A 14,430-nucleotide genomic window follows, 5' to 3' on the forward strand; every position below is an offset into this window, starting at 1 on the left:
TAATCGATATTCGATTCTCGCTAACGATCCGAAGGGGGGAGGGGTATGAATGAGCCAGAGGTGCACTCCGTCAAGGAACCGGCCAGAAGCATCCCGGAGCCGACCCTGCGTCGTTTGCCTCTCTATTATCGCCTGTTGAAACAGTTGCGTGACGGCGGTCGCACCGGTGTGTCCTGTACCATGATCGGGACCGAATTGAAGCTCGATCCCACTCAGATCCGCAAGGATATTGAAATGACCGGGACCGTGGGCAGACCCAAGATCGGCTATGACGTTCACGACCTGATCTGCGCCATCGAGCGCTTTCTCGGCTGGGATAACACCATCGAGGCATTTCTCGTCGGTGCCGGCAGCCTGGGCGAGGCGTTGATGGGGTATGCCGGTTTTGCCGAGTGCGGCCTGCAGATCGTTGCCGCCTTCGATGTCGATCCCAATAAGTGCCATCGGGTCATTCACGACAAGCATGTTCGCCATGTCAGCAAGTTGCCCAACTTGATGCGGCGCATGAAGGTTCGCTTCGGCATCATCACCGTTCCCGCCTCCGAAGCCCAACAGGCGGCAAACCTGCTCGTCGAGGGCGGCGTTTTGGCCATCTGGAATTTTGCGCCGGCAAAGATCGAGGTGCCGGAGCGCGTTCTTGTGACCAATGAGGATTTGTATTGCTCGCTTGCGGTGCTATCGCAGAAGATGACACGAAAACTGGCCCAATCCCGGGCGAAAGGAGTATCCAAACCATGAATGCATGTGAACTGGCAGCAACGCACCTGCAATCCCCGGCCCGCCGCTATGACAAGGTCGGCGTCATCCTTGAGCAGAACGGCAGGCAGCCGCAGCGATTGATCCCGATCCTTCAGGCCGTCCAGGAGGAATACCGGTATCTGCCCGAAGATGTGCTCACCTACGTCGCCACCGGCCTCGACATCCCTCCGGCCCGGGTGTTCGGCGTCGCCACCTTTTATTCCCACTTTGCCCTCGAACCCAAAGGCAAATACTGCATCCGGCTGTGCGACGGCACCGCCTGCCATGTCAAGCGTTCGATCCCCATTCTCGAGGCGATTTACCGGCGCTTGGGCCTGTCCGCCAAACGCATGACAACGGAAGACATGCTCTTCACCGTGGAAACCGTCGCCTGCCTCGGCGCCTGCGGCCTGGCGCCGGTGGTGGTCATCAACGAAGAGGTGCATGGTCAGATGACCCCCGAGGCGGCCATCCGCCTCATCGACGAGATCGAGCAACAGGAAAAGGTGCAGGCATGAACACGCAGCCACATGAACTGCCCGTTGCAAATATGCTGATGGGGGCGCAGCGTCGGGTCGTCATCTGTGCGGGCACCGGTTGCATGGCCAATGGGGCGATGAAGGTCTATGCCGCGTTTCAGCAGGAGATGGCGGACAAAAATCTACCCGTCGTTCTCGAGTTGCGGGCGGAAAACGACAATCACGGCAAAACCGCCGTCACGCGCAGCGGCTGCCAGGGATTTTGCCAGATGGGTCCGCTGGTGACAATTTTTCCGGAGAATATTCTCTACACCCGGGTCAAGCCGGCCGATGTCGACGACATCATCACGACCAGCCTGGTTGCGGACGGTGTGGTCGAACGGCTGCTCTATACGGAACCGGGCAACGGCCATGCCTGCAGGGGCACGGACGACATACCGTTTTATACGCGCCAGCAGCGATTCGTCCTCGGCGACTGCGGCACCATCGACCCGGAAAACATCGACGAATACATCCGCAATGGCGGCTACCGGGCGGCAAGAAAGGCGTTTCTGGAGATGAGCCCCGAATCGATCTGTGCGGAGATGGTCGAATCCGGCTTGAGGGGCAGGGGCGGCGGCGGTTTTCCCACCGGCCGTAAATGGGAGGCGGCCCGGCGGCAGGCCGGCGAAAAGAAATACGTCATCTGCAACGCCGACGAGGGCGATCCCGGCGCCTTCATGAACCGCAGCGTCATGGAAGGCAATCCCCACAGCGTCATCGAAGGACTGATGATCGCCGCCCGGGCCATCGGTGCCGACGAAACGCTGGTGTACGTGCGGGCAGAGTACCCCCTGGCCGTGCAGCGGATGCGCCGCGCGGTCAGGGACGCCACTGAACGCGGCCTGTTGGGCGCGAACGTCTTCGGGACGGGATGCTCCCTCAGTTGCGAGATCATGGAGGGGGCGGGGGCCTTTGTCTGCGGCGAGGAAACGGCGATGATCGCCTCGATCGAGGGCCAGCGGGGCATGCCCCGGCCCAAGCCGCCGTTTCCCGCCCAAAGCGGCCTCTGGGGGAAGCCGACCATCATCAACAACGTCGAGACCCTGGCCCATGCGGTTCGCATCATCCGGCAGGGGGCGGCGCGCTTCCGTGCACTGGGCACCGCCGGTTCCCCCGGCACCAAGACCTTTGCCCTCACCGGCCACGTCGCCAACACCGGCCTGATCGAGGTGCCTTTTGGTACCACGTTGCGGGAGATTGTCCACAACATTGGCGGCGGGATCACCGGGAGCGATGGCAGCATCGATCCGGCCGGGTTCAAGGCGGTCCAGATCGGCGGCCCGTCCGGCGGCTGCCTGACCCGGGAACACCTCGACCTGCCCATGGATTTCGACTCGTTGCGCGGTGTCGGCGCCATGGTGGGGAGCGGCGGTCTCGTGGCCATGAACCGGGATACCTGCATGGTGTCGGTGGCCCGGTTTTTCATGGAGTTCACCCAGCGCGAAAGTTGCGGCAAGTGCGTGCTCTGTCGCGAGGGCACCCGGCAGATGCTCGTCCTGATGGACGACATCATCGAGGGCCGGGCGGACGAGAGGACCCTGCCGCTTTTGAAGGAACTCGCCCTGGCGGTGCAGAAGGGTTCGCTTTGCGGCCTGGGCAAGACCGCGCCCAACCCGGTCCTGTCGACCCTGCGCCATTTTCCGGAGGAATACGAGGCGCACGTCCGGGACAAGGTCTGTCCGGCCGGCCAGTGCACGGCCCTGCTCAAGCCGTGGATCAACGCGGAAAAGTGCAAGGGCTGCGGCAAGTGCGCCAAAAAATGCCCGGTTGAGGCCATTGACGGTGCGTTGAAGCAGCCGCATGTGATCGATCAGGAAAAATGCATCAAATGCGGGGCGTGTGCACAGTCCTGCAAATTCGGCGCCGTCGAGGGACTGCCGGGAGGACGCGCATGATCAAGCGACAAGCCGCCACATTGACCATCGATGGCCGCCCCGTGGCGATCGACGGCGAGAAGAACCTGCTGGAACTGGTCCGCAAGGTCGGTATCGATTTGCCCACCTTCTGTTACCATTCCGACCTGAGTGTCTACGGCGCCTGCCGCCTCTGCCTGGTCGATGTCGACGGGCGCGGCATTCTCGGCGCGTGCTCCACGCCGCCCGAGCCGGGGCTGGTGGTCCGCACGAACACCCAGGAACTGCGGGAAATCCGCAAGATTGCCGTTGAACTGCTCCTGGCCAACCACGACCGGGAATGCACCAGTTGCGTGCGCAGCGGCTCGTGCCAGCTCCAGGATATCGCCCGTCGGCTGGGCATTACCACCATCCGCTACCGTTCCATCCACCAGCCGAAACCGGTCGATGCCTCGAGTCCGTCCCTGATCCGCGATCCCAACAAGTGCGTGCTTTGCGGCGATTGCGTGCGCTTCTGCGACGAAATCCAGTCCGTGGGCGCTATCGATTTCGCCCATCGGGGCCATGATGCCGCGGTGCTTCCCGCCTTCGGCCGGGATCTGGGAGCCGGCGAATGCGTCAACTGCGGCCAGTGCGCCTCGGTCTGTCCCACGGGCGCCCTGGCTCCGGCCTCGGAGATCGAGGCGGTATGGCAGGCGATCTACGATCCCGGCACCGTGGTGGTCGCCCAGATCGCTCCGGCGGTCCGGGTCGCCATCGGCGAGCAGTTCGGCAGCGAATACGGTCTCAACACCACCGGTCAGGTGGTGGCGGCGATGAAGCGGATGGGGTTCGACATCGTCTACGACACCAGTTTTACCGCCGATCTCACCGTGGTTGAGGAGGCGAACGAGTTCATTGCCCGCAAAAGCAATGGCGAGCGACTGCCGCTGTTCACCAGTTGCTGTCCGGGCTGGGTCAAGTTCGCCGAGCAGTATTTCCCGCAACTCCTGGGCAATCTCAGTTCCTGCCGGTCGCCGCAGCAGATGATGGGCTCCATGGTCAAGCACACGTTGCCGGCCCAGCTGGGCCGGGAGCGCAAGGACATCGTCATGGTGTCGATCATGCCCTGCACGGCGAAGAAGTTCGAGGCGAGAAGGCCGGAGTTTCGGACAGCCGGCATCCCGGACGTGGATTACGTGCTCACCACCCAGGAGTTGGCCCGGATGATCGAAGAATCGGGCCTGAGCCTGAACAAGCTCAACCCGGCGAGCTTCGATATGCCCATGGGTTTCAAAACCGGCGCCGGGGTGATCTTCGGCAACTCCGGCGGGGTCACCGAGGCGGTGCTGCGCTACGCGGTGGGCAAACTCACCGGCCAGAATCCGGTGGATCCGGAATGTGAGGAAATACGTGGCGAGGATTCCCTGCGCGTGATCCGGACGGAGGTCGGCGGCATCGAGCTGAAGCTGGCCATTGTCCACGGCCTGGGCAAGGCGCGCGAGACGATGCAGCGCATCCTTGCCGGCACCCTGCTGGTTGATCTGGTTGAGGTCATGGCCTGCCCCGGCGGCTGTATCGGCGGCGCCGGCCAACCGGTGGGACGCGATATCGCCCAGCGCCGCCGGGCCCGCGCCGAGGCGCTGTACAACACCGACCGGCTGCTCGATCTCCACTGTTCCCAGGAGAACCACTTCGTCACCGAATGCTATCAGAAATTCCTCGGCGAGCCGGCCAGCCGCGAATCGCATCGGCTGCTCCACACCCATTATCATCATCGCCGGCGCGCCGGCGCGGAAGACCATGCCCTTGCCAGGGCCAAGGAATCGGGCGAAGGGCCGTTGATTGTCCGGGTGTGCGCGGGAACAGGCTGTTTTTTGCGCAACTCGCAGGCGATCATCCAGGGCCTGATGAAGCATGTAGAGGCCAACGATCTCGACGACAGGGTCCAGGTCCAGGCCTCCTTCTGCTTCGAACGCTGCGGCGAAGGACCCAATGTGGCGGTCGGCGAAACGATCATTTCCCAGGCGACGCTCGACACGGTCGTGCAGGCCATCCACGCCGAACTGGCCCAGGTGTCGTCTCCGTCGGTCGAGGCCGGCGCCCGCTGAACGAGGCATCCCCCGCTCCCGCCGGTTTGCGTCCCTGTTACCGGCGGGAGCATTTTCCTTTCCCGTTGCTCCGGGGCATGGCGGTTCTCGCGACAGACTGCCGTGCCACGGAGCAACGTTTGCATGGCATCGACAGCAAGACGGTTTCTTTTCCCTTGGCCGCGAATCCCAACGGACATACAGTACCCTGATCGTATCGGTCGTTTTTTTCTCCCTTTCCGCTTCTATCCAGAGGAAGCCTTATGTGCCAGACCCGAACGGAGTCCGATAGCCTCGGCCAGCGCGAGGTTCCCGGCGACAGCCTGTGGGGCATCCACACCCTGCGGGCGGTGGAGAATTTCCCCCTGTCCGGCCGGCCGCTCCATCCCGCCCTGATCCGCGCCCTCGGACTGGTCAAGCTGGCGGCTGCCCAAACCAACCAGCGGTTGGGCGCGTGGCGCGACGATCCGGCAAAGGCCGACGCCATCCTGGCCGCCTGCCGGGAGATGGCCGAGGGCGGGCTTGGCGAGTGGCTGATCGTAGACGACCTGCAGGGCGGGGCCGGCACCAGCGCCAACATGAATGTCAACGAGGTGTTGGCCAACCGGGCCTTGGAGCTGCTCGGCCGCGACAGGGGCGACTACGGACGGGTCAGTCCCCTGGACGACCTCAACCGGCACCAGTCGACCAACGATGTCTTTCCCACCGCCCTGCGGGTTGCCGCGCTGCACCTGCTGGCCCGTTTGGAACAGCGGGTGCTGGCCCTCCAGGAGGCCTTCCAGCGGCAGGAACAGCGCTGGGCCCATGTGGTCAAGGTGGCCCGGACCGAGCTGCAGGACGCGGTGCTGACCACCGCCGGCCGCACCTTCGGCGCCTATGCCGAGGCGATCAACCGCGACCGTTGGCGCATCGCCAAGTGCCACGAACGGCTGCGGGTGGTCAATCTCGGCGGCACCGCCGTCGGCACCGGCCTGGCCGCGCCGCGCCGCTACATCTTCGAAGTCACCGAAACGCTGCGTCAACTGACCGGACTGGGCCTGGCCCGGGCGGAGAACCTGGTGGAAGCCACCCAGAACGCCGATGTCTTTGTCGAGGTGTCGGGGATACTCAAGGCCCACGCCTCCAATCTGCTCAAGATCTGCACGGACCTGCGGTTCCTCGGTTCCGGCCCGGACGCCGGGATTGCCGAGCTGCGCCTGCCCCGGCGCCAGGCCGGTTCGTCGATCATGCCCGGCAAGGTCAATCCGGTGATTCCCGAGGCCGTCAGCCAAGTCGCGATGCTGGCGATCGGCAACGATGCGGCCCTGACCCTGGCCTGCGCTTCGGGCAATCTCGATCTGAACCCCTTCCTGCCGCTGGTGGCCCGGACCCTCCTGGACAATCTCGATCTGCTGGGACGGGCCGACGACATTCTCTGCCGCCATTGCATCGAGGGCATCGAGGTGGATGCGGCCCGCTGCGCCCGGCAGGTCGCCAATGCCACGGCCACGGTCACCGCCCTGGTGCCGGTCATCGGCCACGAGCGGGCGGCCGAACTGGCGGCAACGGCTGCCCGCACCGGCGTCTCCATCCGCGAACTGGCCCGGGTCGAGGCCGGGATCAGCGATGAGCAGTTTGACCAATGCACCAGCGCCACCGCCGTCTGCCGCCTCGGTTTCGTCCCTTCCCCGTCTGACCCGGATCAATGATATGAGTCAATCCGCACCCAAGGGCCTGCGCCTGCACATCGGCCTGTTCGGTCGCCGCAACGTTGGCAAGTCGAGCCTGCTCAACGCCATGACCCGCCAGCAGGTGGCCATTGTTTCGGCCTGTGCCGGCACCACCACCGACCCGGTGGAAAAACCGATGGAGCTGCTGCCGCTCGGGCCGGTGCTCTTCATCGATACCGCCGGAATCGACGATACCGGCGCCCTGGGAGCGATGCGCATCGCCCGGACCAGGGCGGTCTTCGAGCGGACCGATCTGGGCATCATCGTCAGTGCCTGCGGCGAATGGGGCGGCTTCGAGGCCGATTTGCTGGAGGAACTGACCCGGCGCCTGATTCCGGTGGTGGTGGTGATGAACAAGGCCGACCAGGGGCGTGCGTCCGATGCGCTGGTCGCCGACCTGGCGGCCAGATCGATCCCGCTGGTGCACACCGCCGCCGTCAACGGGACGGGAATCGGCGCGGTGCAGCAACGGATCGTCGAGCGGGCACCGGCCGATTTCATCGACAACCCGGCCATCGTCTCCGATCTGGTCGGCCCCGGGGAGACCGCGGTGCTGGTGGTGCCCATCGACAAGGAGGCGCCCAGGGGGCGGTTGATCCTGCCCCAGGTGCAGACCATCCGCGACCTCCTCGACGGCGATTCCCTGTGCCTGGTGGTGAAGGAACGGGAGTTGCGCCACGCCCTCTCTGCGCTCGCCCGTCCGCCCAAGCTGGTGGTGACCGACTCGCAGGCCTTTCTCAAGGTGGTCGCCGATGTGCCCGCCGACGTGCGGCTCACCAGCTTTTCCATCCTGTTTTCCCGCAGCAAGGGCGATTTGCTCACCCAGGTGGCCGGCGCGCTGGCCATCGAGCGGCTTCAGCCCGGCGACCGGGTGCTGATCGCCGAGGCCTGCACCCATCATCCCATTGGCGAGGACATCGGCCGGGTCAAGATCCCCCGCTGGCTCACCCAATTCGTTGGCGGGCAACTGGCGTTCACCCATGTCCAGGGCCATGATTTTCCCGACGATCTGCACGAGTACCGGTTGGCGATCCAATGCGGCTCCTGCATGCTCAACCGCCGCGAAGTGCTCGGCCGCATCGCCCGCTGCCGCGAAGCAGGGGTGCCGGTCACCAATTACGGCCTGGCCATCGCCTACAGCCTGGGCATTTTCGCCCGCGCGCTCAGTCCCTTTCCCGCGGCCCTGGAACTGCTCCGTTCACTGGCGCCCGCACACAACGGAGGCAGGTGAGCATGGACCGGCGGGAACTGCTCCATTGGCTGCGCTGCGACGATGCCCTTGAGCTGAGCGAACTCTGGCAACGGGCGGACCGGACGCGGGAAGAGTGGGTGGGCGATGCCGTTCACCTGCGCGGCCTGGTGGAGATCTCCAACCATTGCGCCCGCTCCTGCCACTACTGCGGGCTGCGCGCCGCCAACCGGACGGTCCGCCGCTACCGGCTGACCGAGGAGGACATCTATCGTTGCGCGCTCCAGGCGGTCCAGATGGGCTACGGCACCCTGGTGCTCCAGTCCGGCGAGGACTACGGCGTCGAGGGCCACTGGCTGGCCGGGCTCATTCGCCGGATCAAGGCGGCGACGCCGTTGGCCCTGACCCTCAGCCTGGGAGAGCGTACCGAGAACGAGCTGGCTGCCTGGCGGGAGGCCGGCGCGGACCGCTATCTGCTGCGTTTCGAAACGTCGGATCGGGCGCTGTACCAGGTCATCCATCCCGATCACGGCGGCACGGTGTCCGACCGGATCGCCATCCTCCGCCGCCTGCGGGCCCTGGGCTATGAAACCGGCGGCGGCGTCATGGTCGGCATTCCCGGGCAAAGCTACGAGAGCCTGGCCGACGATATCCTGCTGTTTCGCGACCTCGACCTCGACATGATCGGCATCGGTCCCTTCATCGCCCACCCGGAGACGCCGCTCTGGCGGGCACGGTCGCCCCTGCCGACCGACAACCAGGTACCGCCGACCGTCGAGATGACCTGCAAGGTCGTGGCCCTGGCCCGCATCCTCCGCCCGGATGCCCATATTCCCGCCACTACCGCGGTGGCGGTGATGCATGCCGGTCTGGGCCGCGAACTGGCGCTGCGGCGGGGCGCCAATGTGATCATGCCGAATCTGACGCCGCCGCAGTATCGCGAAATGTACGCCATCTACCCCGGCAAGGCCGACCGGATCGAGGTCGCCGAGGCGTGCGATCGCCAGATCCGGTCCCAGATCGCCTCCCTGGGGCGATTCGTCGGCAGCGGCCAGGGCGGCAGGAGGCGACGGCCGGCAGCGCCCTCGCGGGAACATCCGGCCACCCTGAAGATCGCCGTCTGCATGGGCAGTTCCTGCTACAGCCGCGGCAACAACGGCCCGGCCATCGAGACCATGCGCCAATGCGTCGAGGCCGCCGGCCTGATCCCCGACATTTCCGGCCATCTCTGCGAGAATCAATGCACCCGGGGGCCGCACGTCACCATCGGCACCACCCTCTATTCCAATGTGCAGGCCTCCTGCTTCGACGAATTGCTCCGCCACCATCTGGCGGTCCTCCGGGAGGAGCCCCATGGATAAACGCCCGCCGATCTATACCGAGAAGCACGAGTGCCAGGACTGCTATAAATGTGTGCGCCATTGCCCGGTCAAGGCCATCCGGGTGCAGGATGCCTATGCCACCATCGTCCCGGAAATGTGCGTGTACTGCGGGGCCTGCGTCTCGATCTGCCCCAATGCCGCCAAGCATGTGCGCAACGACCTGGCCCGGGCCCGCCAACTCGTGACGCTGCCGCCCCGGACCTACGTCTCCCTCGCCCCTTCCTGGGTGACCGAGTTTCCCGATCTCAGCGCCGGCCAACTGACTGCCGCCCTCCGTCGGCTCGGTTTCGCCGGGGTCTCGGAAACCGCCCTCGGCGCCCAGCAGGTCAGCGCCCATGTCGGCCAGAGCCTGCGTCAGCAGCCGGGGCAAATCCTCATCAGTTCGGCCTGTCCGACCGTGGTGGCCTTCATCCAGAAACACCGGCCGCACCTGGCCGAGGCGGTCACCGGCCTGCTTTCGCCGCTCCTGGCCCATTGCGCGCTGCTTCGCCGCCATTTCGGCCCGGCCATCGCCATCGTGTTCATAGGTCCCTGTATTGCCAAGAAAGTGGAGGCCGACGACCATCCCGACCTGCTCGACATCGCCCTGACCTTCGAGGATCTGCGCCTCTGGTTCGCGGCCGAGCGGATCGATCCCGGAACCTTGGCGCCGGGCGAGGAGGATCGCTTCGTCCCCTCTGCGGCTGAGGAAGGGGTGCTGTATCCGGTGGATGGCGGCATGATCGCCGGCATCCGGGCCCACTGCGGCATCGATGACGCCGCCTTCATGAGTTTCTCCGGCCTGGCCGCGGTGGGAAACGCCCTGGATGGTTTGGAGGATCTCGTCTCGGAGCAGGGCCTGTTTCTCGAACTTCTTGCCTGCGAAGGCGGCTGCATCAACGGCCCCAAGGTCAGCCAACGGGGGAACACCGTGGGCAAGCGCCACCGGGTGCTGCGCTCCGCCCGCTTTCCGGAAGGGCAACCGGTACCCCGCCAGCCCATGTTCGACATACGCAGGCGGATCGAACCGCTGACCCACCGCCGGCCGGAGATTTCGGAGACCCGGATCACCGAGGTGCTGCGCTCGATCGGCAAGCGGTCGCGTGAAGACGAGCTGAACTGCGGCGGCTGCGGTTACGATTCCTGCCGGGAATTCGGCAAAGCCCTGATCGCGCAGCGGGCGGAGCGGTCGATGTGCGTTTCCTGGATGCGGCAGTTGGCCTTCAAGAAGGCCAATGTACTCATGCACAAGATGCCTTCGGCGGTGGTGATCGTCGACAGCGACCTGCGGGTGCTCGAATGCAACGAGGCCTTCATCGCCATCGTCAATCACCAGCATCCGGCCGCATCCCCGGCGGAACCGGAAGGACGCTCCCTGGTGGAACTCCTGCCCTTTCATTCCCTGTTCGCCAACGTGCTGAAGAACGACATGGATATCCTTGACCGGGATATCCGCTTCCTCGACACCATCCTCCATCTGTCGATCTTCACCATCGAACCGCATGCCGTTGTCGGCGCCATCCTCCAGGACATCACCCGGCCGTCGGTCCAGAAGGAACAGGTGATCCGGAGGGCGCGCGAGGTCATCCAGAAGAATCTGGCCACGGTGCAGAAGATCGCCTATCTCCTGGGGGAGAACGCCGCCGAATCCGAGGTGACCCTGAACAGCATCATCGAATCGTTCTCCCCGGCCAAGATCGACGACGGGGAGGGGGGAGGGGAGGGTGACTGACAACGCCTTCATCGATGTCGACCATGCCCAGTGCAGCAAGCATCGCCAATCGATTTGCGGCGATGTGGTCCTGTCCCATCGGATCAAGGAGGAGGGGCGGGTTCTGGCGGTTCTCTCCGACGGATTGGGATCCGGGGTCAAGGCATCGGTGCTGGCCAATCTCACGGCCGCCATGGCCCTCAAATTCGCCTCCACCCGCACGGATACCCGCAGTTGGGCCCATTCGATCATGGACACCCTGCCCATCTGCGAGGTGCGCAAGATCAGCTACTCGACGTTCACCCTGCTCGATCTCGACGAACACGGTTCCCTGCGCTTCATCGAACACGGCAATCCGGCCCTGGCGCTGCTCCGGGGCGCGGAGGAAATCGAGCTGGAGCGCTCGGTGATCACGCTGGAGCGATGGAAGGAGCGGTTGATCTACCACGGCCGGCTGGTTCTGGAAATCGGCGACCGGCTCGTCTGTTGTTCCGACGGGATCACCCAGTCGGGCATGGGGCAAGCCGCCATGCCCTTGGGCTGGACCCGCGAGCAGACCGTGGCGTATATCCGGGAGCTGATCAAAACCGCCCCCGAAATCTCTTCCCGCCGGCTGGCCAAAACACTGATGGACCGGGCCCTGGCCAACGACGGCGGTTGCGCCCGCGACGACATCAGTTGCGTCGTGATGCATTTCCGGGTCCCGCGGCAGTTGCTGATCATGACCGGACCGCCCTTCGTGCCCCAGCGCGATTTCGAACTCGCCCAGGCCGCCCTGACCTTTCCCGGCCGGAAAATTATTTGCGGCGGCACCACCGCCACCATCGTCGGCCGCGTTCTGCACCGGCCGATCACCGTCGATCTCAGCCGGGCCGATACCGGCATGCCCCCTCCGGCCACCATGGAGGGGGTCGACCTGATCACCGAGGGCGCGCTCACCCTGGCCCATGTGGCCCAACTCCTGGCGGCCGGGACCACGGTCGACCGGTTGCCGGCCAATCCGGCGGGCGATATCGTGCGGCTGATGTTGCGCAGCGACATCATCCATTTCATCGTCGGCACCAGGATCAACGAAGCGCACCAGGACCCCAACACCCCCCAGGAACTCGATCTGCGGCGCAACATTGTGCGCCGTATCGTCTCCCTACTCGAAGAAAAATACCTGAACGCCACCTCGGTCCGGTTCATCTGACCGCAATCGCTCCTTCCGCCCCTCTTGCCAATCCGTCGTACCGCTGACCGACCGGTCGGCAACGACCCCGCGCCCCTTGGTCGGATCGTCGGTACTCGCCGCTGACGACATCCCCTCGTCGCACCCGATTTTTACCCGCCTGGTTTTGCAAAAAATTTCCTAAAAATTCTCAAATTGAATCTTTAAATAAAATTGACAAATCAATGAGATTTTTCTAAAATATATATAGAGAATTAATTCTCTATATAGGTATTGTGTGGTACCGCGGGCGCAGGATGAATCAGTATCGGTTTCCTGAAAAACCGGAAGGCCGGTGGGGTGAAAAGGGCGTGCGGAGGAAGGGGGGATCGTTCGGTGCCGATTCCTGTCTCGCTGCGATCAGAGCACAACCTGTCGCGCGGACGGGAGGCGGGAAAAGGCAAAAGCCGGCACGGCCCGGACGACCATGGGATCATTTCAGCGAAGGATATGGACGATATGAAGACCAAGAGCAAGAACGGGCCGTCGTGTTCCCGGCGGTTTTTTCTCAAAGGGCTGGGCGCGGCCGGTATGGCCGGCGCCCTGACGACGCTGTCGGGCTGCAAGGACGCGGGCAAGCCCTCCGGCGGGGAAGGGTGGACCCCGCAGCAGTACAACGCCCCCGGTTCCTGGCCGGTGCAGGTGCGCGGCCGGGTTCCCATCGACCCGCACAACCCCTCGATCGTCCGGGACGACCGCAAGTGCATCCTCTGCGGCCAGTGCACCGAGGCCTGCAAACATGTTCAGAGCGTGGAAGGCTTCTACGGCCTGCCGATCAAGAACGACATCACCTGCATCAACTGCGGCCAGTGCGCCCTGTGGTGTCCCACCGGCGCCATCAGCGAGCGCGACGACATCGCCAAGGTCCTGCGGGTGATCGGCGATACCAGGCTGCATGTGATCGTCCAGACCGCGCCGGCCACCCGTATCGCCATCGGCGAGGAATTCGGCATGCCCGCCGGTTCCATCGTCGAGGGCAAGATGGTGGCGGCCCTCAAGCTGCTGGGATTCGACCGGGTGTTCGACACCAATTTCAGTGCAGACCTCACCATCATGGAGGAGGGCACCGAACTGGTCAACCGGATCAGGGCGGCTGCCGGCGGGCACGGCGAAAGCGGCCACGGTCACGCTCCGACCGCCCTGCCGCAGTTTTCCTCCTGCTCGCCGGGGTGGGTCAAATTCTGCGAGTATTTCTATCCGGACCTGTTGGAAAACATGTCCACCTGCAAATCACCGCAGCAGATGCTCGGGGCGGTGGCCAAAACGTATTATGCCAAAAAGAAGGGGATCGATCCCAGGCAGATCGTCAGCGTGGCGATCATGCCCTGTACCGCCAAGAAATTCGAGGCATCGCGCAGCGAGATGAACAGTGCCGGGGTGATGGCCGGCGACCCCGGAATGCGGGACGTCGACTTTGTGCTCACCACCCGGGAACTGGCCCGGATGATCAAGGGCAAGGGGATAGACTTCGTCAAGCTCGATCCCCAGCCCTACGATTCGCTCATGGGCGAGGGGACCGGCGCCGCGGTGATCTTCGCCGCTTCCGGCGGGGTCATGGAAGCGGCCATACGGTCCGGCTACTTCCTGCTGACCGGAGAGAATCCGCCCGAGTCCCTGTACAATCTCAGCGCCGTGCGCGGTCTCCAGGGCGTCAAGGAGGCGTCGCTCACGGTGCCCGGATTCGGCGAACTCCGGGTCGCGGTCTCCCAGGGCCTGGCCAACGCCCGCCAACTGCTCGACCAGATTCGGGCCGACAAGCAGGCCGGCCGGTCGCCGCGCTACCATTTCATCGAATTCATGGCCTGTCCCGGCGGCTGCCTCAGCGGCGGCGGCCAGCCCAAAACGTCGGTGCCGCCCAGCGATTGGGTCCGCAAGGAACGATTGCACTCCATCTACACCATTGACGCCAAACTCGCCAAGAAGCGGCTGAGCCACGAGAACAAGGAGGTGGCGGATCTCTACGCCGATTATCTGGGCAAGCCCAACGGCGATATGGCGCACCGTCTGCTGCACACCACCTACACCGATCGTAGCGGCCAACTGACCGCAAAAAACAAAGCGTAAGCCGG

Annotated in this window: 10 protein-coding genes; all 10 read left to right on the forward strand. The window is 64.5% G+C overall.

Features of this window, described 5'->3' with window-relative positions:
* Positions 1–45: 45 nt before the first annotated feature.
* The 10 genes from Q362_RS0112215 to Q362_RS0112260 all read left to right on the forward strand — a co-directional run bounded on the left by Q362_RS0112215 (position 46) and on the right by Q362_RS0112260 (position 14,425).
* A complete protein-coding gene (locus Q362_RS0112215; RefSeq protein ID WP_028318922.1) occupies positions 46–738 on the forward strand; it encodes a redox-sensing transcriptional repressor Rex in 693 nt (230 codons plus the stop codon).
* Positions 735–1,256: an NADH-quinone oxidoreductase subunit NuoE family protein gene (locus Q362_RS0112220; RefSeq protein WP_051554233.1), complete on the forward strand. Its 522-nt coding sequence runs from the start codon at positions 735–737 to the stop codon at positions 1,254–1,256. The genes Q362_RS0112215 and Q362_RS0112220 overlap by 4 nt, the downstream gene beginning before the upstream one ends.
* Complete coding sequence (locus tag Q362_RS0112225) at positions 1,253–3,154, forward strand: NADH-ubiquinone oxidoreductase-F iron-sulfur binding region domain-containing protein (RefSeq protein ID WP_051554235.1); 1,902 nt, start codon at positions 1,253–1,255, stop codon at positions 3,152–3,154. The genes Q362_RS0112220 and Q362_RS0112225 overlap by 4 nt, the downstream gene beginning before the upstream one ends.
* Positions 3,151–5,202, forward strand: a complete 2,052-nt coding sequence (locus Q362_RS0112230; protein ID WP_028318925.1) for a [FeFe] hydrogenase, group A — start codon at positions 3,151–3,153, stop codon at positions 5,200–5,202. The genes Q362_RS0112225 and Q362_RS0112230 overlap by 4 nt, the downstream gene beginning before the upstream one ends.
* A 242-nt stretch (positions 5,203–5,444) precedes the next feature.
* On the forward strand, positions 5,445–6,869 hold the full coding sequence (locus tag Q362_RS0112235) for an aspartate ammonia-lyase (RefSeq protein WP_028318926.1): 1,425 nt from the start codon (positions 5,445–5,447) through the stop codon (positions 6,867–6,869).
* A gap of 1 nt (position 6,870) precedes the next feature.
* The gene (gene hydF, locus Q362_RS0112240; protein ID WP_028318927.1) at positions 6,871–8,121 is read left to right on the forward strand and encodes a [FeFe] hydrogenase H-cluster maturation GTPase HydF; all 1,251 of its coding nucleotides are present in this window, start codon (positions 6,871–6,873) and stop codon (positions 8,119–8,121) included.
* 2 nt (positions 8,122–8,123) lie between these two features.
* Positions 8,124–9,440 (forward strand): [FeFe] hydrogenase H-cluster radical SAM maturase HydE, encoded by a 1,317-nt coding sequence (gene hydE, locus Q362_RS0112245; RefSeq protein WP_035216587.1) that lies wholly within the window; start codon positions 8,124–8,126, stop codon positions 9,438–9,440.
* Complete coding sequence (locus tag Q362_RS20450; protein ID WP_035216590.1) at positions 9,433–11,172, forward strand: [Fe-Fe] hydrogenase large subunit C-terminal domain-containing protein; 1,740 nt, start codon at positions 9,433–9,435, stop codon at positions 11,170–11,172. The genes hydE and Q362_RS20450 overlap by 8 nt, the downstream gene beginning before the upstream one ends.
* Positions 11,165–12,343 (forward strand): SpoIIE family protein phosphatase, encoded by a 1,179-nt coding sequence (locus Q362_RS0112255; protein WP_028318929.1) that lies wholly within the window; start codon positions 11,165–11,167, stop codon positions 12,341–12,343. Before Q362_RS20450 ends, Q362_RS0112255 begins: the two co-directional genes overlap by 8 nt.
* Before the next feature lie 477 nt (positions 12,344–12,820).
* Positions 12,821–14,425, forward strand: a complete 1,605-nt coding sequence (locus tag Q362_RS0112260) for a [FeFe] hydrogenase, group A (RefSeq protein WP_028318930.1) — start codon at positions 12,821–12,823, stop codon at positions 14,423–14,425.
* Positions 14,426–14,430: the final 5 nt, after the last annotated feature.

Origin of the sequence: Desulfobulbus elongatus DSM 2908 (genome assembly GCF_000621145.1) — a bacterium.
GTDB classification, from domain to species: Bacteria; Desulfobacterota; Desulfobulbia; order Desulfobulbales; family Desulfobulbaceae; genus Desulfobulbus; species Desulfobulbus elongatus.